Here is a 17376-nt window from a genome sequence, read left to right as displayed (position 1 = left end):
TGCCGTGAACGCTATCCATAGCGCCACACCGAAGGACGAGAAAGTCCTTTTCATTGTTCGATTCCGTTATGAGTTGACGTTCAACACAAGGGTTCGTGAGCGCTGCAGCCAGGCGCCCTGTTCATCGGGAAACAACTCGGCCAGCTCGACGTGGCCGTCATGGATGGCCGTGACGCGGCCGTGGTTCGGCCCCAGGTAGTCGCCGACCGCCAGGCGGTGCACGCTGGAGGCCGCGCGCAACAGGACGAAACGTTGAACACCGCGGGACAGCGTGCCGACCATTTCGAACTGGTCGACAGCCAGGCTTTCCAGCACGCCGCGCGGCCGTGAAAGGTCCGGCGCGGACGCAGGTTTGCCGGGCGCATGCTCGACCTGCATAGCCGAGGACTGGAACGGGTCACGCAGGGCCGCAGCGCTGTAGGCAAAGCGCGGCCCCCACTGCGTGACCGGCCCAGGCTCGCCGTGGGGCGACAGACTGCGGTAGGTCTTTGCCAACAGCTCCAGACGCAGCAAGGCCCCGTCAGACGCAAGCGCAAGATCATGCACGGTGACGATCCGCGCCAACCCGCCCAGGCCGCTCACAAAGGTCGCCAGGTCATGGTAGGTGCCAAGCATGCCAACCTGCACCGGCGCTTCGATATAAAACGGCCGAGGCTGTTCGTCCAACACCTTTACGCCTTCGACCAGCAGGCCATTACCGGCGGCCAGCCGGGCGATGTCTTCGAGCAGGCCGGGCATATCGGACTCAGCGGATAATTGCCGGAACAGCCCGCCAACCCGCGCCTGCATCGCCTGGGCCTCATCGCTGCGACGCTCAAGGTTTGCGGCAAGATCGGTGTTTTGCGCGAGCGCCTGTTGCAAGGCCACTTCCTGCGTCTGGAGCACCTGCAGCCGCTCGCGGGACGGCGCCAGGACCACACTGTTGCCCACCGCCAGCACCAGCCCGGCCAGCGCGCAGCCAAGCAAAACCTTGCCGGGCAAGGGCCATTTGGCAGCGTGGTGAGTGAGTGCAGAAAGATCGAGCCTGGGCAGGCTCATGGCTGGGCCTCGGTGGATGCCCCCTGGCGCACCATCAGTTGAAATTCATTGCGGCCATCCGCGCCTTCCGCCCGCACATGCTGCAGCCGGGTCGCGTGGGCACCCGCGGAAGCCTCCAGGCTGCGCATCAACTGGGCAATATCCTGGCTGGATTCGGCGCTGCCGCTGATGCTCACGCTATCGCCCCGGGCAACCACCTCGTGCAGATGCACACCCTCGGGCACGGCGCGGGCCAACTGGTCCAGCAACTGCGTGCCGGCGGAACGGGATTGGTGCAGGTCCTGCACGACCTTCATGCGCTCGGCCAGTTGCTGGCTCTGCTCCTGCAGGTCGTCGATGGTCTTGATCCGTGCATCCTGGGCGGCCACGTCCTTGCCCACATGGCTGTTGCGCGTTACCTGGCGGTCGATGGCCTGGTCGATGACCTGATCCGCCAGCCACACTGCCGCCAGCGCCACACAGGCGAACGCCAGCAAAAATACCAGGAAGTACTTGCGCCGACGCTGCGCCAGCGCCTGGCGCCAGGGCAAAAGATTGATTCGTGTCATCCAGCGAAACTCCTCAGGGCCAATCCGCAAGCCACTCCCATCCCGTGGGCATCCGCAGCCCATTGTGCGCCATCGACACGACGGCCCGGCGTGAAGCTGGCGAAATCCTGACTGCATGCGCGCTCCAATGCAAACCCTTCGACATCCACCACCCTCGGCACCAGCCCCGCCAGGGCCAAAACTGCCTCGCGGGTTTCGACCTGTTCCTTCAGGCACGCCGCCAGTAATACCTGCACCCGCTCGGGGTTGTCGGCACAAGGGCCGCGCACTTGAAAGTCGATGGCGACGTCGTCCAGCGGGTAAGGAATGTACTGGTCGGCTTCTAACTGGATCTGCCGGGCCATTTCCTGCTCGCTGAGCCGTGCCTGCAGGTCGATTACCCGCGTTATAACCGAGGAGCTCGCCACCGCCACCGCCGCCTGCCGGGCCGAGGTGCGCAGGCGCGGCAGAGCCTGGTGCAGGGCCCGGCCGATCAGTTCAAGGTCGAGCAGGCTGCCATCGACCACCGCCCGGCTCGGCAGCGATTGCGTGGCATAGCCTTCGACGGTATAGCCGCTGGCCGAACGGCTCAGTTCAATCAGTTTGATCCCGCTGTCATTGATGTCGACGCCGAGCACGGTGTCGACTTTTCGCCTGAAAAATCCCTTTCCCATAAAACTCCCTAAACCTTTGCCTGTCTTACCGCCTGATTGGCGCCGGGCACCGTGCATTCGGTCGACTTGTTGAACCGGCACGAATGACGCCCCAAGTCGAAAAATGCTTTAATGCCCAGCGTTTTTTTCCGCTTTTATCTGCTGCCCGGGTCGATCCATCGTTTGTCATGCATGCCCCGGCGCCTAACTCATTCTTTTCTCTGGAAATCCAAAAGCCTTGATTCGTCTGCTGAAGTTTTTCGGGTACTCCATTGTCGCCATCGTTTGCGGGCTCCTGCTCGTCCTCAGCGGGGCCTATCTCTACCTTAGTCCGGGTTTGCCCTCCGTAGAGGCACTCAGAAGTATCCAGTTGCAGATTCCTTTGCGGGTCTACAGCAGCGATGAAAAACTGATCGCGGAGTTCGGCGAAATGCGCCGGACACCGATCCGTTTCGCCGACATTCCGCCCAATTTCATTAGCGCACTGTTGTCGGCAGAAGATGATAATTTCGCCAATCACTACGGCGTGGACCCCAGCAGCCTGGTGCGCGCCGCCACACAGCTGGTAAAAAGCGGACACATTCAATCCGGTGGCAGCACCATCACCATGCAGGTGGCGAAGAACTTCTTCCTCACCAGCGAGCGCAGTTTTTCGCGCAAGGCCACCGAGATCCTGCTGGCCTTGCAGATCGAGCGTCAGTTGACCAAGGACGAGATCCTCGAGCTGTACGTCAACAAGATCTACCTGGGCAACCGCGCCTACGGCATCGAAGCCGCGTCGCAGGTGTACTACGGCAAGTCGATTCGTGACGCCAGCCTGGCGCAGATGGCGATGATTGCCGGCCTGCCCAAAGCCCCTTCGCGCTTCAACCCCCTGGCCAATCCGGCGCGCAGCAAAGAGCGCCGCGACTGGATCCTGGGGCGCATGTACAAACTGGGCAAGATCGACCAGGCCGCTTACGAAAGCGCGGTGGCCGAGCCGCTGAACGCGAGCTACCACGTGCCGACGCCGGAAGTGAACGCGCCGTATATCGCCGAAATGGCCCGCGCCGAAATGGTCGGCCGGTATGGCAGCGAGGCGTACACCGAAGGCTTCCGCGTGACCACTACCGTGCCGAGCGACCTGCAGGACATCGCCAATGAGGCGGTGCACTCCGGCCTGATCGCCTACGACCAGCGCCATGGCTACCGCGGCCCCGAATCGCGCCTGCCGGGCAAGACCCTCAGTGCCTGGACCACCGAGCTTGGCAAGCAGCGCACGATCAGCGGCCTGGAGCCAGCCATTGTCACCCAGGTGAAGAAAGACGGCGTGCAGGTGCTGACCCGCACCGGTGAAGCACACGTGGCCTGGGACAGCATGAAGTGGGCGCGACCGTTCCTGAACACCAACAGCATGGGCGCGCTGCCCAAGCAGCCGTCGGACGTGGCGCAGGTGGGTGACCTGATCCGCGTGCAACGCCAGAAGGACGACAGCCTCAAATTCAGCCAGGTACCGGTCGCACAGGGCGCCCTGGTGTCCCTGGACCCGCAGAACGGCGCGATTCGCGCGCTGGTCGGCGGCTTTGCCTTCGAGCAGAGCAACTACAACCGCGCCACCCAGGCCAAGCGTCAGCCCGGCTCAAGCTTCAAGCCGTTCATCTACAGCGCCGCGCTGGATAACGGCTACACCGCCGCCAGCCTGGTCAACGATGCACCGATCGTGTTTGTCGACGAGTACCTGGACAAAGTCTGGCGCCCGAAGAACGACACCAACACCTTCCTCGGCCCGATCCGCATCCGCGAGGCGCTGTACAAGTCGCGCAACCTGGTGTCGATCCGACTGCTGCAGGCAATGGGCGTGGGCAAGACCATCGATTACATGACGCGCTTCGGCTTTGCCAAGTCGGACCTGCCGCCCAACCTGTCCCTGGCCCTGGGCACCGCGACCCTCACGCCGATGGAAATCGCCACCGGCTGGAGCACCTTTGCCAACGGCGGTTACAAGATCGCGCCGTACCTGATCGACAAGATCGAGAGCCGCAATGGCGATACGCTGTTCACCGCCAACCCGCCACGCGTGCCGGGTGACGTGGTCAATGGCGTGGCTGCCACCGATGGCCTGGCCGCGCCGAGCAACGGCGGCATCACCATCGAGCCGACGCCGGGCGCAGCACCGGCCACGAATGCCGGCAACCCGGCCGAACCCCAGGCACCTGCGGTGGCCGAGCGCATTGTCGATGGCCGTACCACCTATATCCTCAACAGCATCCTGGAAGACGTGATCAAGAAAGGCACCGGCCGCCGCGCGCTGGCCCTGGGCCGCGCGGATATCGCGGGCAAGACCGGCACCACCAACGAATCCAAGGACGCCTGGTTCTCCGGCTACAACGGCGACTACGTGACCACCGTGTGGACCGGCTACGACCAGCCGGAAAGCCTGGGTCGCCGCGAGTTCGGCGGCACCGTCGCGCTGCCGATCTGGATGAGCTACATGGGCGCCGCGCTGAAGGACAAGCCTTTGCACACCCAGCCGGAACCGGAAGGCATCCTCAGCCTGCGGATCGACCCGGTGAGTGGCCGCGCCGCATCCCCGAGCACGCCGAATGCGTACTTTGAACTGTTCAAGAGCGAAGACACGCCGCCGTCGGTCAACGAACTGGGTAACGGCGTCGCACCGGGCAGCCCGCTGCCGGCGGATGAGGCAGCACCGATCGACTTGTTCTAACCCGATCTGCGGCCTGATACAGATCCAATGTGGGGGCTTGCTCCCGATGGCAGCGTGACAGTCACTGGATGTATTGACTGATCCACCGCTATCGGGAGCAAGCCCCCTCCCACACTTGGGTCTTCACAGGCCTCAAGTTGATCGCCAAGTCACAAAAAAGCCCCGACTCATCCGAGCCGGGGCTTTTTGTTGGTGCGCTACAACGGCTTAGCCGTTGAACACATCATCCACGCTTTGCAGCGGGTAGTGCTTCGGATACGGCAGGGTTGCCACACCGGTCTCGATGGCGGCCTTGGCCACGGCGTCGGAGATCAGGGTGATCAGACGCTTGTCCATCGGTTTCGGAATGATGTACTCACGACCGAACGCCAGCGGAGCACCACCGTAGGCGTCGCAGACGTCCTGAGGCACCGGCAGCTTGGCCAGTTCGCGCAGGGCATTGGCGGCGGCGACTTTCATTTCTTCGTTGATGCGCTTGGCACGAACGTCCAGGGCGCCACGGAAGATGAACGGGAAGCCCAGTACGTTGTTGACCTGGTTCGGGTAGTCCGAACGACCGGTGGCCATGATCACGTCGCTGCGGGTGGCGTGGGCCAGCTCAGGCGAGATCTCGGGGTCCGGGTTGGAGCAAGCGAACACGATCGGGTTCGGCGCCATGGACTTGAGGCCTTCAGCGCTCAGCAGGTTCGGGCCAGACAGGCCAACGAACACGTCGGCACCGTTGAGCGCGTCAGCCAGGGTGCGCTTGGAGGACGGGTGGGCAAACATCGCCTTGTACTGGTTCAGGTCGGTACGCTCGGACTGGATCACGCCCTTGCTGTCGACCATGTAGATGTTTTCGAGCCTGGCGCCCATGCTGATGATCAGCTTCATGCAGGAAATGGCGGCGGCACCGGCGCCCAGGCAGACGATTTTCGCCTCAGCCAGGGTTTTGCCGGCGATTTCCAGAGCGTTGATCATGCCGGCTGCGGTAACAATCGCAGTGCCGTGCTGGTCATCGTGGAATACCGGAATGTCGCACTGTTCGATCAACGCCTTTTCGATCTCGAAGCACTCAGGTGCCTTGATGTCTTCCAGGTTGATGCCACCGAAGGTGATGGAAATGCGCTTGACCGTGTCGATGAACGCCTGCGGGCTCTCGGAGTCGACTTCGATGTCGAACACGTCGATGCCGGCAAAGCGCTTGAACAGCACGCCCTTGCCTTCCATGACGGGCTTGGACGCCAGCGGGCCGAGGTTACCCAGGCCAAGAATCGCGGTGCCATCGGAAATCACTGCAACCAGGTTGCCTTTGCCGGTGTACTTGTACGCCAGCTCAGGATCGCGGGCGATTTCACGTACGGGCTCGGCAACACCAGGGCTGTAGGCCAGCGACAGGTCGCGAGCAGTGGCAGTGGCTTTGGTGAGCTCTACACTCAGCTTTCCTGGACGAGGATGGGCATGATATTCGAGAGCGGCAGTTTTCAAATCAGACATATCGGCATTCCGCTTTTACTGTTGGTCGACGGACCGCCGAGGATACGCGCGAAGCAATTTCCCTACAAGACTGGGCAGTCACGGGCCTCTAGTCCCCGCAATCAAGCACTTTAGGCGCAGCCCACGGGATACAAGGGCGCAACTGTTCACAATCGCACCTTTTAAATGTCTACAATTTTTATCAGTGAGACGACTTGAGCATGGCCGGATCGCTCAACGGCAGCAGCCAGCGCGCCTGGCCGTTTTCAAGACGGCCACGTCGAGCGCGATCCTGCACCCAGCCACGCGCTTCGACAGTCTGGCCTTGCAGACCACTGAGCGTGGCTGCGTCGAACTTCCCGGCCACATTCGGCGCAATGCGCACTACCAGCGAACCCGGCAGTTGAATCCAGATGCCACCGCGATTGCGTTCGACCTTTTTCACCCGGCCGCTGATCAGGGCAAACCCTGCGCGCCTGACCTGCGCCACGCTGCGCACGGGCGATGTGCGCCACAGCCCCAGGCGATGCTGGCGCGCGACGTTTTCAGCCGCCTGCTGGCACGCGATGAGATCGACATTGGGTGCAACGCCCACCTGAAACCCCAGGCCCTCGGCGAGCAACTGCGCTTCCAGATTGTTGCCATCGGCGCCGTACAGATGGGCCAGGGTCCGGCCGTAGTGGTCCTTGCGCTCGCGCCCCGGCACCAGCCCCACGCGACCGCCACTGGCGCGCACCAAGGCTTGCAAACGCTGACGGGCAGCGACGGCATAGGGCTCGTCAGGGCGACCTTTCCTGGCGGCTTCCGGTGCATTGAGACCGATCATGCGCACGCTGCGGCCATCCGTAAGGCGCACCGTGTCGCCATCCACCACGCGCTTGACCTGCACCTGGGCCACGGAGGCCGGCGCCGGACAGAACACCTCGGCCTGGGCGGCGGACAGCCAAATTCCGGGCACAAAAAAGGCGCCCACAAGGGACGCCTTTTTCAACAGCTGGCAAAAGCCCATAAGGCTTTTGAACCTTACTCTGCCGGAGTGGCAGCAGCAGGTTTCTTGCCGAAAGCACCAAAGCGATCTGCGAAGCGCTGTACACGGCCGCCGGTGTCCAGAGTTTTCTGCTTACCGGTGTAGAACGGGTGGCACTCGTTGCATACGTCAGTACCCAGTGGCTTGCACAGGTTCGAACGGGTTTCGAACTTGTTGCCGCAGCTGCAGGTGACTTCGATAGTTTCGTACGCTGGATGGATATCGGCTTTCATGGCACTTCCTCGGGCTAGCGTGCCGCCACTCGACACTATTGTCGAATACCGCACGTAATTAGGCCGCGGATTCTAACAGACCTTTCAAATCGCGCAAGCGGCGCTGACAACCCAGAACTGCCCTTTCATCAGAAAACTGTCGGCTACCCCAAGCCTCCCCCTGTCTGCTAGGCTCGCGCCCCTGCATCACCGCCTGCCTTTAGATGAGACCTCTCGCGTGCCCGACGCCATTTTGCGCCTAGCCCTGCCCTCACCCCTGCGCCGCCTGTTCGATTACCGCGCGCCGGCCGGTGTGCTGCGGGCGCAGTTGCAGCCGGGCATGCGCGTGCGCGTGCCGTTCGGTCGCCGGGAAATGATCGGTATCCTGGTGGAAATTGCCGACCACAGCGAAGTCCCGGCCGAAAAGCTCAAGCCCGCAGTGGCGATCATCGACGCCACCGCGCCACTGCCACCGGCGCTGTTCAAGCTGTGCCTGTGGACCGCCCAGTATTACCAGCACAGCCTTGGCGACACGTTGAGCTGGGCGCTGCCGGTACTGCTGCGCCAGGGCGAACTGGCCGAAGCGCGCCAGGAACGCTTTTGGTCCACGGTGCCCGGCGCGCGCCTCGACGACCCGCGCATCGCCCGCGCCCCGCGCCAGCGTGAGGCTCTTGCCACCCTGGCGCAGCACCCCCATGGCGTGGCGCATCAGCTGTTAAGCAAGCTGATGCTGAGCAAGGACAGCCTCGACCTGCTGCTCGCCAAAGGGCTGGTGCAGGTCGAAATCCGCAAACATGCGCCCGACCCACGCCATGAACACTGGCTGGCCCAGCCGGAGCTGCCGCTGAACCCCGAGCAACGCGCCGCCTATGAAGCGATCCGCGCAGGCTTCGACAGCTTTCACGCGTTCCTGCTGGCCGGCGTCACCGGCAGCGGCAAGACCGAAGTCTACTTGCAGTTGATCCGCGAGACCCTGCAGGCCGGCAAACAGGCGCTGGTGCTGATCCCCGAGATCAACCTGGGCCCGCAGACCCTGGCGCGCTTCGAGCAGCGCTTCAATGCGCGCATCGCTCTGGTGCACTCGGCGGTCAACGACCGTGAGCGCCTGGAGTCGTGGCTGGCGGCGCGGGACGGCGAGGCCGACATTATTATCGGCACCCGTTCGGCGCTGTTTACGCCGATGAAAAACCCCGGGCTGATCATCATCGACGAGGAGCACGACGGCTCCTATAAACAGCAGGAAGGCCTGCGTTATCACGCCCGCGACCTCGCGCTGGTGCGCGCGCGCCAAGAGGACATTCCGATTGTGCTGGGTTCGGCCACGCCGTCCCTGGAGAGCCTGCACAACGCCTACACCGGCCGCTATGGCCTGCTGCGCCTGAACGAGCGCGCCGGCGGCGCCAAACAGCCACGCTTCCTGCGTCTGGACGTAAAAAGCCGTCCGCTGGACAGCGGCATTTCCGGGCCGATGCAACAGGCCATCGGCCAGACCCTCGCCGCCGGCCAGCAGGTGCTGGTGTTTCTCAATCGACGCGGCTTCGCACCAACGCTGTTGTGCCACGACTGTGGCTGGATGTCCGAATGTGAGCGTTGCGATGCGCGCATGACCGTGCACCAGCGCCACGGCGAGCTGCGCTGCCATCATTGCGGCCATGTGGAGCGGGTACCGCGCCACTGCCCGCAGTGTGGCAAGGTCGACCTGCGCCCCGTCGGCGCGGGCACCGAGCGCGCCGAAGAGCGCCTGGGCATCCTGTTTCCGGATTACCCGGTGCTGCGGGTCGACCGCGACAGCACCTCGCGCAAAGACGCCATGAATCAGCTGTTTGCCACCATCCAGAAAGGCCAACCGTGCATCCTGGTGGGCACGCAGATGCTCGCCAAAGGGCATCACTTCCCACGGGTCACCCTGGTGTCGATCCTCGATGCGGACGGTGGCCTGTTCTCCGGGGATTTTCGCGCCAGCGAGCGCATGGCGCAGTTGATCGTGCAGGTCGCCGGCCGCGCCGGGCGCGCCGAAGAGCCGGGCCGGGTGATTATCCAGACACACCTGGCCGACCACCCGCTGCTGATCCAGCTGACCGAACAGGGCTACTTCGCCTTCGCCGAACAGGCCCTGAGCGAACGCCGCTCCGCCGGCCTGCCGCCGTTTGCCCACCTCGCCCTGCTGCGCGCCGAAGCCCATAAACCGGGGCAGGCCGAAAGCTTTCTCGATGAGGCCTGCAGCGCCGCTGAACGTTTGCTGACAGAGCTGGGTCTGAGCGGCATCGAGCTGCTCGGCCCGGTGCCCGCCCCCATGGAGCGCCGCGCCGGGCGTTATCGCGCCCAATTGCTGTTGCAGGCGACCTCCCGCGCACCGTTGCACCGGCTGTTGAGCAGCTGGTTGCTGGCCCTGGAGCAAATGCCCGGCGGCCGGCAGGTGCGCTGGTCGCTGGATGTGGATCCGGTGGATTTGTATTGATAGCCAGATCGCTATCGCAGCCAAGCCAGCGCCCACAGTTGAAATGTGAATACCTTTAAATACAGGAACGGGCTTGCCCGCGATGAGGCCCGCAGGTCCGCCATACGGTCTGAACGGTTGGCAAGCTCGCCCTCGCCACGGATAATGCCCAGTTTTTCCACCTGCGCATCGCGCGCCGCCGCTTGCGGTTGAAAGAGAACACCATGAAAGACACCATTCGCCAGCTGATCCAGCAAGCCCTCACCCAACTCGTCAACGAAGGTGTGTTGCCTGAAGGCCTGTCGCCGGCGATCCAGGTGGAAAACACCCGCGACAAGACCCACGGCGACTTCGCCAGCAACATCGCGATGATGTTGTCCAAGCCGGCCGGCATGAAGCCGCGCGACCTGGCAGAAAAAATCATCGCCGCGCTGCCCGCCGACGCCAGCGTCACCAAGGCCGAAATCGCCGGCCCGGGCTTTATCAACTTCTTCCAGAACACCCAGGCCCTGGCCTCGCGCCTGGATGCAGCCCTGGCCGACGCCCGCATTGGTGCACGCAAAGCGGGCGACAGCCAGCGCGTGGTCGTCGACCTGTCGGCGCCCAACCTCGCCAAGGAGATGCACGTCGGGCACCTGCGCTCGACCATCATCGGCGACGGCGTGGCGCGGGTGCTGGAGTTTCTCGGCGACACCGTGATCCGGCAGAACCACGTAGGCGACTGGGGCACCCAGTTCGGCATGCTGATGGCCTACCTGCAAGAGAACCCGATCACCAGCAACGAGCTGGCCGACCTCGAGAACTTCTACCGCGCGGCCAAAAAACGCTTCGACGAGTCCGAGGCGTTTGCCGACCGCGCCCGTGGCCTGGTGGTCAAGCTGCAAGCCGGCGACGCTGAATGCCTGGCACTGTGGAACCGTTTCCGTGAAATTTCCCTGTCCCACTGCCAGGACATCTACGAGCTGCTCAACGTCAAACTGACCATGGCCGACGTAATGGGCGAGAGCGCCTACAACGACGACCTGATCAACGTGGTCAACGACCTCAAGGCCGCCGGCCTCCTGGTGGAGAGCAACGGCGCGCAGTGCGTGTTCCTCGAAGAATTCAAGACCGCCGACGGCGAGCCGCTGCCGGTGATCATCGTCAAGGCCGACGGCGGCTACCTCTACGCCACCACCGACCTCGCCGCCGTGCGCTATCGCAGCGGCGTGCTCAAGGCCGATCGCGCCTTGTACTTCGTCGACCAGCGCCAGGCCCTGCACTTCCAGCAGGTGTTCGAAGTGGCCCGCCGTGCAGGTTTCGTCACCCACCCGATGCACATGGAGCACATGGGCTTTGGCACCATGAACGGCGCCGATGGTCGCCCGTTCAAGACCCGCGACGGCGGCACCGTGAAGCTGATCGACCTGCTGACCGAAGCCCAGGAACGTGCCTACACCCTGGTGAAGGAAAAGAACCCGGAGCTGGCCGAGGCCGACCTGCGCAACATCGCCCGCGTGGTGGGCATTGGCGCGGTGAAGTACGCCGACCTGTCCAAGCACCGCACCAGCGATTACAGCTTCAACTTCGAGCTGATGCTCAACTTCGAAGGCAACACCGCGCCTTACCTTCTCTACGCCTACACCCGCGTGGCCGGCGTGTTCCGCAAACTGGGCAAGGATTTCAGCGAAGTTCAGGGCCAGATCAATCTTCAGGCCCCCCAGGAACACGAACTGGCGGCCAAACTGGCGCAGTTCGGCGAAGTGCTGAACAGCGTCGGCGAAAAAGGTACGCCGCACATCCTGTGCACCTATCTGTACGAAGTGGCCGGGTTGTTCTCCAGCTTCTACGAGAACTGCCCGATCCTCACCGCCGCCGACGACGCCCAGAAGCACAGTCGCCTGCGCCTCGCCGCACTGGCTGGACGGACCCTCAAGCAAGGCCTGGAACTGTTAGGCCTGGAAACCCTGGAGCGTATGTAAGTTGGCTGCCAAGAAGAAACCAGCACCCAAGCGCGGCGCGAGCCGCTATCAGGCCCCGGCAAAGAAGCCGATTCCGGGCTGGCTGTGGATGGCGATCGGCCTTACGGTCGGCGCGTTTGTAGTGTTCCTGATGAAGCTGGACCCGGGCCAGGGCGACGACGTCAAACGCGTCAAGCAGGAACAGCAGAAGGCCAGCAAGATGGCCGAAGCCAACAAGACCGCGCCCAGTCCGACCGCACCGGTGAAGCCGAAATACGACTTCTACACGCTGCTGCCCGAGTCGGAAGTGATCGTGCCGCCTGATGCCGTGCCGGAAAAAACCCTGCCGACGCCGCAGGTGCCGACCACCCCGGTGACCCCGGCGGAAGCTGCAAAAATCGACACCGCCCGCGCCCAGGCGGCGCTGGCCGGGATCACTCCGCCGCCGGCACCGCCAGTTGCCGAAACCAAGGCAGCACCGGTGACCAAGTTCTTCCTGCAGGCGGGCTCGTTCCCGAAACAGGCGGATGCGGAGCGCGTTCGCGCGCAGATCATCCTGTTGGGCCAGACCGTTTCGGTGGAGTCCGGCACGGTGAAGGAAGCGACCTGGTATCGCGTGCTGGTGGGGCCGTTCAGCAACCGTGAGCAACTAACCGTGGCGCAGAAGCAACTGGCTGGTGCGGGCTTTAGCAACCTGCTGTTACAACAACGCCAGAGCCGCTGATCCAGACGTAACGCTAATCAAAATGTGGGAGGCTTGCTCCCGATGGCAGTGTTTCAGTCAAGCATTCAGTGACTGATGCACCGCCATCGGGAGCAAGCCCCCTCCCACATTGGATTTTCATTGATCGTCAGAATGAGTCCGACACTGCCGCTTGTCCGCACAAAGCCCTTATAGTTGAAATCCCCACCACCACCCCCATATCAGTTTCCATCAGGGCATTTTCGCCCCGCTGCGTGGAGACTCTCCCCTTGACCACCATCGTTTCAGTACGTCGCCACGGCAAAGTCGTCATGGGCGGCGATGGCCAGGTTTCCCTGGGTAATACCGTGATGAAAGGCAACGCCAAGAAAGTGCGTCGCCTGTACCACGGCCAGGTGCTTGCCGGTTTCGCCGGCGCCACCGCCGACGCCTTCACCCTCTTCGAGCGTTTCGAAGGCCAGCTGGAAAAACACCAGGGCCACCTCGTGCGCGCTGCGGTCGAGCTTGCCAAAGAATGGCGCACCGACCGCTCCCTCAGCCGCCTCGAAGCCATGCTGGCGGTCGCCAACAAGGACGCGTCCCTGATCATCACCGGCAACGGCGATGTGGTTGAGCCTGAACACGGCCTGATCGCCATGGGTTCCGGCGGTGGCTACGCCCAGGCGGCGGCCAGTGCACTGCTGAAGAAGACCGACCTGTCGGCCCGCGAAGTCGTCGAGACCGCGCTGGGTATCGCCGGCGATATCTGCGTGTTCACCAACCACAACTTCACCATTGAGGAGCAGGACCTCGCCGAGTAAGCCGTAGGCTTATTTGCGCTTGAGGCCGCCAAACACTATGTCCATGACTCCCCGCGAAATCGTCCATGAACTCAACCGCCATATCATCGGCCAGGACGACGCCAAGCGCGCCGTCGCCATCGCCCTGCGTAACCGCTGGCGCCGAATGCAACTGCCCGAAGAACTGCGCGCTGAAGTAACGCCCAAAAACATCCTGATGATCGGGCCTACCGGCGTGGGTAAAACCGAAATCGCCCGGCGCCTGGCCAAGCTGGCCAACGCACCGTTCATCAAGGTCGAAGCGACCAAGTTCACCGAGGTGGGCTATGTGGGCCGCGATGTCGAGTCGATCATCCGTGACCTGGCCGACGCTGCCCTGAAGATGCTGCGCGAACAGGAAGTGACCAAGGTCAGCCATCGCGCCGCAGATGCCGCCGAAGAACGCATCCTTGACGCCCTGCTGCCTCCGGCACGCATGGGTTTCAACGAAGACTCGGCGCAGTCGACCGATTCCAACACGCGCCAGCTGTTCCGCAAGCGTCTGCGTGAAGGGCAACTGGACGACAAGGAAATCGAGATCGAAGTCGCCGAAGTTTCTGGCGTCGACATCTCCGCACCGCCTGGCATGGAAGAAATGACCAGCCAGTTGCAGAACCTGTTCGCCAACATGGGCAAGGGCAAGAAGAAAAGCCGCAAGCTCAAGGTCAAGGACGCGCTCAAACTGGTGCGCGACGAAGAAGCCGGGCGCCTGGTCAATGAGGAAGAACTCAAGGCCAAGGCCCTGGAAGCGGTCGAGCAGAACGGCATTGTGTTCATCGACGAGATCGACAAGGTGGCCAAGCGCGGCAACTCCGGTGGCGTCGATGTGTCCCGCGAAGGCGTGCAGCGCGACCTGCTGCCGCTGATCGAAGGCTGCACCGTGAACACCAAGCTGGGCATGGTCAAGACCGACCATATCCTGTTTATCGCCTCCGGCGCGTTCCACCTGAGCAAACCGAGCGACCTGGTGCCGGAGCTGCAAGGCCGCCTGCCGATTCGCGTGGAGCTCAAGGCGCTGACGCCGAGTGACTTCGAGCGCATCCTCAGCGAACCGCACGCTTCGCTCACCGAGCAGTACCGTGAACTGCTGAAAACCGAGGGCCTGGGCATAGAGTTTCAGCCGGACGGTATCAAGCGCCTGGCCGAAATTGCCTGGCAGGTCAACGAGAAGACCGAGAACATCGGAGCCCGTCGCCTGCACACATTGCTTGAGCGTTTGCTGGAGGAAGTCTCGTTCAGTGCCGGCGACCTGGCCGGTGCGCAAAATGGCGAAGTGATCAAGATCGATCCGGATTACGTCAACAGTCACTTGGGCGAACTGGCGCAGAACGAAGATTTGTCGCGCTACATCCTGTGACCGCCCTGCTCTAAGTGTGGGAGGGGGCTTGCTCCCGATAGCAGTGTGTCAGTATCCGATAAGCTGACGGACACACCGCTATCGGGAGCAAGCCCCCTCCCACATTTTGGAATATCGCCAATGTCTAAATTCCCTACCGCTGTAAACCTGCACAAAACCTCCAACACTCTCGGCCTCACCTACGGGCCGGATGAAACCTACCAGCTGCCCGCCGAACTCCTGCGGGTGCACTCGCCTTCCGCCGAGGTCCAGGGCCACGGCAAACCGATCCTGCAATTCGGCAAGCTCCACGTTAAGTTGATCAAGGTGGAACCGGCCGGCCAGTACGCACTGAAATTGACCTTTGACGACGGCCATGACAGCGGACTGTTCACCTGGGATTACCTCTACCAACTGGCCGTGCGTCAGGAAAAGCTGTGGGCCGACTACCTGGCCGAACTCAAGGCCGCCGGCAAAACCCGCGACCCAAGCGAGTCGGTCGTGCGGCTGATGCTCTAGCTCAGGCTTCCTGCGCTTTAGAGGGCATTTTCTAATTTCATCTGCTTGAATGCTCTGTTGCGTGGTCAATGATTGGCCCGCTTGCGGAAAAAATTAAACTCGGGTAACCAATGGAACTGGCAAGTTCCCTGCATTTGACGATGCGGTATCAACGGTCACCCAAGTTGCAGTACCTGGTTTGTGCCGTGTATCGAAACTGGACGCTCGGGCATGACTGGTACTCGTCTTTCGGACAATGGAGCGTCGTAGATGAGTGACAAGAACAACGATGACTTGAAACGCCAGGCCTCGGAAAACACCCTGGGGCTGAACCCGATCATCGCGTTACGCAAAAAGGACTTACTCGCCTCGGCGAAGATGGTGCTGACCCAGGCCATCAGGCAACCGCTGCACAGCGTCAAACATGCCGCCCACCTTGGGCTCGAGTTGAAGAACGTGATGTTCGGCCAATCCGCGCTGGTGCCGGAGCACGACGACCGTCGCTTCAGCGACCCGGCCTGGAGCCAGAACCCGCTCTATAAACGCTATCTTCAAACCTACCTGGCGTGGCGCAAGGAACTGCACGACTGGATCGACGACAGCAGCCTGTCGCCCCAGGACATCAGCCGCGGTCACTTCGTGATCAACCTGATGACCGAAGCCATGGCCCCCACCAACAGCGTGGCCAACCCGGCGGCGGTCAAACGTTTCTTCGAGACCGGCGGCAAAAGCCTGCTCGACGGCCTGTCCCACCTGGCCAAGGACATGGTGCACAACGGCGGCATGCCCAGCCAGGTCAACATGGGCGCCTTCGAAGTGGGCAAGACCCTGGGCACCACCGAAGGCGCGGTGGTGTTTCGCAATGACGTGCTGGAGCTGATCCAGTACAAGCCGATCACCGACCAGGTGCACGAGCGCCCGCTGCTGGTGGTACCGCCGCAGATCAATAAATTCTACGTATTCGACCTGAGCCCGGAAAAAAGCCTCGCGCGCTTCTGCCTGCGCAATAGCCAGCAGACCTTTATCGTCAGTTGGCGCAACCCGACCAAGGCCCAGCGCGAGTGGGGCCTGTCCACCTACATCGAAGCGCTCAAGGAAGCGGTGGACGTGGTCAGCGCGATCACCGGCAGCAAGGACATCAACATGCTCGGCGCCTGCTCCGGCGGCATCACCTGCACTGCGCTGCTGGGCCACTACGCGGCGCTGGGCGAGAACAAGGTCAACGCGCTGACCCTGCTGGTGAGCGTGCTGGACACCACCCTGGATACCCAGGTGGCGCTGTTCGTCGACGAACAGACCCTGGAAGCGGCCAAGCGCCATTCCTACCAGGCCGGGGTGCTCGAAGGCCGCGACATGGCCAAGGTGTTTGCGTGGATGCGCCCCAACGACCTGATCTGGAACTACTGGGTCAACAACTACCTGCTGGGCAATGAGCCGCCGGTGTTCGATATCCTGTTCTGGAACAACGACACCACGCGCCTGCCGGCTGCATTCCACGGCGACCTGATCGAGCTGTTCAAGAACAACCCTCTGGTGCGCGCCAATGCCCTGGAAGTGTGCGGCACGCCCATCGATCTCAAGCAGATCACCGCCGATATCTACTCCCTGGCCGGCACCAACGACCACATCACGCCGTGGCAGTCCTGCTACAAGTCAGCGCAGTTGTTTGGCGGCAAGGTGGAGTTCGTGCTGTCGAGCAGCGGACATATCCAGAGCATCCTCAACCCGCCGGGCAACCCCAAGGCGCGCTATCAGACCAGCGACGGCCTGGCGGGCAAGCCGCTGGAGTGGCAGGAGAATGCGACCAAGCACACCGATTCGTGGTGGCTGCACTGGCAGGCGTGGCAGGCAGAGCGCGCCGGAAAACTGAAGAAAGCCCCCGCGAAACTGGGCAATAAAGCCTACGCCGCAGCCGAAGCGGCGCCTGGAACCTATGTGCATGAACGCTAAGCCACACAGGTTGTTTAGATTGAAATGAGATCCAAATGTGGGAGCGGGCTTGCCCGCTCCCACACTGATCTCCCTCCG

At 62.7% G+C, this 17376-nt stretch carries 14 protein-coding genes; 8 read left to right on the top strand and 6 right to left on the bottom strand.

The genetic code is table 11. From position 1 onward, the window contains the following. Positions 1 to 66 precede the first annotated feature (66 nt). The 3 genes from JOE32_RS19320 to pilM are packed head-to-tail and all read right to left on the bottom strand — an operon-like array spanning position 67 to position 2239. Positions 67 to 1038, bottom strand: coding sequence for a pilus assembly protein PilP (locus tag JOE32_RS19320; RefSeq protein ID WP_209987603.1), 972 nt, complete (start codon positions 1036 to 1038; stop codon positions 67 to 69). Next, positions 1035 to 1586: a PilN domain-containing protein gene (locus JOE32_RS19315; RefSeq protein WP_209987600.1), complete on the bottom strand. Its 552-nt coding sequence runs from the start codon at positions 1584 to 1586 to the stop codon at positions 1035 to 1037. The genes JOE32_RS19320 and JOE32_RS19315 overlap by 4 nt, the downstream gene beginning before the upstream one ends. Next, a complete protein-coding gene (gene pilM / locus JOE32_RS19310) occupies positions 1583 to 2239 on the bottom strand; it encodes a type IV pilus assembly protein PilM (RefSeq protein ID WP_209987597.1) in 657 nt (218 codons plus the stop codon). Before pilM ends, JOE32_RS19315 begins: the two co-directional genes overlap by 4 nt. Positions 2240 to 2456: 217 nt before the next feature. On the opposite strand from pilM, the gene JOE32_RS19305 reads away from it, so the two are divergent. Next, complete coding sequence (locus tag JOE32_RS19305; protein ID WP_209987594.1) at positions 2457 to 4922, top strand: penicillin-binding protein 1A; 2466 nt, start codon at positions 2457 to 2459, stop codon at positions 4920 to 4922. A gap of 207 nt (positions 4923 to 5129) precedes the next feature. Here the strand turns inward: JOE32_RS19305 and JOE32_RS19300 are convergent, their stop codons facing one another. The 3 genes from JOE32_RS19300 to rpmE form a co-directional block, all read right to left on the bottom strand. After that, positions 5130 to 6398, bottom strand: coding sequence for a malic enzyme-like NAD(P)-binding protein (locus tag JOE32_RS19300; protein WP_057008508.1), 1269 nt, complete (start codon positions 6396 to 6398; stop codon positions 5130 to 5132). Positions 6399 to 6579: 181 nt separating this feature from the next. Then, positions 6580 to 7386 (bottom strand): thermonuclease family protein, encoded by an 807-nt coding sequence (locus JOE32_RS19295; RefSeq protein ID WP_209987591.1) that lies wholly within the window; start codon positions 7384 to 7386, stop codon positions 6580 to 6582. 14 nt (positions 7387 to 7400) lie between these two features. Beyond that, positions 7401 to 7637: a 50S ribosomal protein L31 gene (gene rpmE / locus JOE32_RS19290; RefSeq protein ID WP_003237330.1), complete on the bottom strand. Its 237-nt coding sequence runs from the start codon at positions 7635 to 7637 to the stop codon at positions 7401 to 7403. 217 nt (positions 7638 to 7854) lie between these two features. Here rpmE and JOE32_RS19285 point away from each other — a divergent pair, with 217 nt between their 5' ends. The 7 genes from JOE32_RS19285 to phaC all read left to right on the top strand — a co-directional run bounded on the left by JOE32_RS19285 (position 7855) and on the right by phaC (position 17298). Further along, entirely contained in the window at positions 7855 to 10074 is a 2220-nt protein-coding gene (locus JOE32_RS19285; RefSeq protein WP_209987588.1) for a primosomal protein N', read from the top strand. 203 nt (positions 10075 to 10277) lie between these two features. After that, positions 10278 to 12014: an arginine--tRNA ligase gene (gene argS / locus JOE32_RS19280; RefSeq protein ID WP_209987585.1), complete on the top strand. Its 1737-nt coding sequence runs from the start codon at positions 10278 to 10280 to the stop codon at positions 12012 to 12014. Between the two features lies 1 nt (position 12015). Further along, the gene (locus tag JOE32_RS19275) at positions 12016 to 12717 is read left to right on the top strand and encodes an SPOR domain-containing protein (protein WP_209987582.1); all 702 of its coding nucleotides are present in this window, start codon (positions 12016 to 12018) and stop codon (positions 12715 to 12717) included. 248 nt (positions 12718 to 12965) lie between these two features. Further along, positions 12966 to 13496: an ATP-dependent protease subunit HslV gene (gene hslV, locus JOE32_RS19270; protein WP_003237338.1), complete on the top strand. Its 531-nt coding sequence runs from the start codon at positions 12966 to 12968 to the stop codon at positions 13494 to 13496. Between the two features lie 37 nt (positions 13497 to 13533). Beyond that, positions 13534 to 14871 carry an ATP-dependent protease ATPase subunit HslU gene (gene hslU / locus JOE32_RS19265; protein ID WP_209987579.1) on the top strand — a complete coding sequence of 446 codons (1338 nt, stop codon included), beginning with the start codon at positions 13534 to 13536 and terminating at the stop codon, positions 14869 to 14871. A 120-nt stretch (positions 14872 to 14991) separates the two neighbouring features. Next, positions 14992 to 15369: a DUF971 domain-containing protein gene (locus tag JOE32_RS19260; protein WP_209987577.1), complete on the top strand. Its 378-nt coding sequence runs from the start codon at positions 14992 to 14994 to the stop codon at positions 15367 to 15369. 249 nt (positions 15370 to 15618) lie between these two features. Further along, positions 15619 to 17298 carry a class II poly(R)-hydroxyalkanoic acid synthase gene (gene phaC / locus JOE32_RS19255; RefSeq protein ID WP_209987573.1) on the top strand — a complete coding sequence of 560 codons (1680 nt, stop codon included), beginning with the start codon at positions 15619 to 15621 and terminating at the stop codon, positions 17296 to 17298. Positions 17299 to 17376: the final 78 nt, after the last annotated feature.

Origin of the sequence: Pseudomonas sp. PvP025, assembly GCF_017832155.1 — a bacterium.
In the GTDB taxonomy this organism is placed as follows: domain Bacteria; phylum Pseudomonadota; class Gammaproteobacteria; order Pseudomonadales; family Pseudomonadaceae; genus Aquipseudomonas.
The sequence above is the reverse complement of the archived record's forward strand: the minus strand, read 5'-3'. Positions and strand labels throughout refer to the sequence as shown.

What these genes read in the sequence shown, in the direction of transcription:
- pilM (WP_209987597.1), bottom strand. Translation starts at nt 2,239, where the DNA reads ATGGGAAAGGGATTTTTCAGGCGAAAAGTCGACACCGTGCTCGGCGTC.
- argS (WP_209987585.1), top strand. Translation starts at nt 10,278, where the DNA reads ATGAAAGACACCATTCGCCAGCTGATCCAGCAAGCCCTCACCCAACTC.
- JOE32_RS19260 (WP_209987577.1), top strand. Translation starts at nt 14,992, where the DNA reads ATGTCTAAATTCCCTACCGCTGTAAACCTGCACAAAACCTCCAACACT.
- JOE32_RS19320 (WP_209987603.1), bottom strand. Translation starts at nt 1,038, where the DNA reads ATGAGCCTGCCCAGGCTCGATCTTTCTGCACTCACTCACCACGCTGCC.
- JOE32_RS19300 (WP_057008508.1), bottom strand. Translation starts at nt 6,398, where the DNA reads ATGTCTGATTTGAAAACTGCCGCTCTCGAATATCATGCCCATCCTCGT.
- rpmE (WP_003237330.1), bottom strand. Translation starts at nt 7,637, where the DNA reads ATGAAAGCCGATATCCATCCAGCGTACGAAACTATCGAAGTCACCTGC.
- JOE32_RS19295 (WP_209987591.1), bottom strand. Translation starts at nt 7,386, where the DNA reads ATGGGCTTTTGCCAGCTGTTGAAAAAGGCGTCCCTTGTGGGCGCCTTT.
- phaC (WP_209987573.1), top strand. Translation starts at nt 15,619, where the DNA reads ATGAGTGACAAGAACAACGATGACTTGAAACGCCAGGCCTCGGAAAAC.
- hslU (WP_209987579.1), top strand. Translation starts at nt 13,534, where the DNA reads ATGTCCATGACTCCCCGCGAAATCGTCCATGAACTCAACCGCCATATC.
- JOE32_RS19315 (WP_209987600.1), bottom strand. Translation starts at nt 1,586, where the DNA reads ATGACACGAATCAATCTTTTGCCCTGGCGCCAGGCGCTGGCGCAGCGT.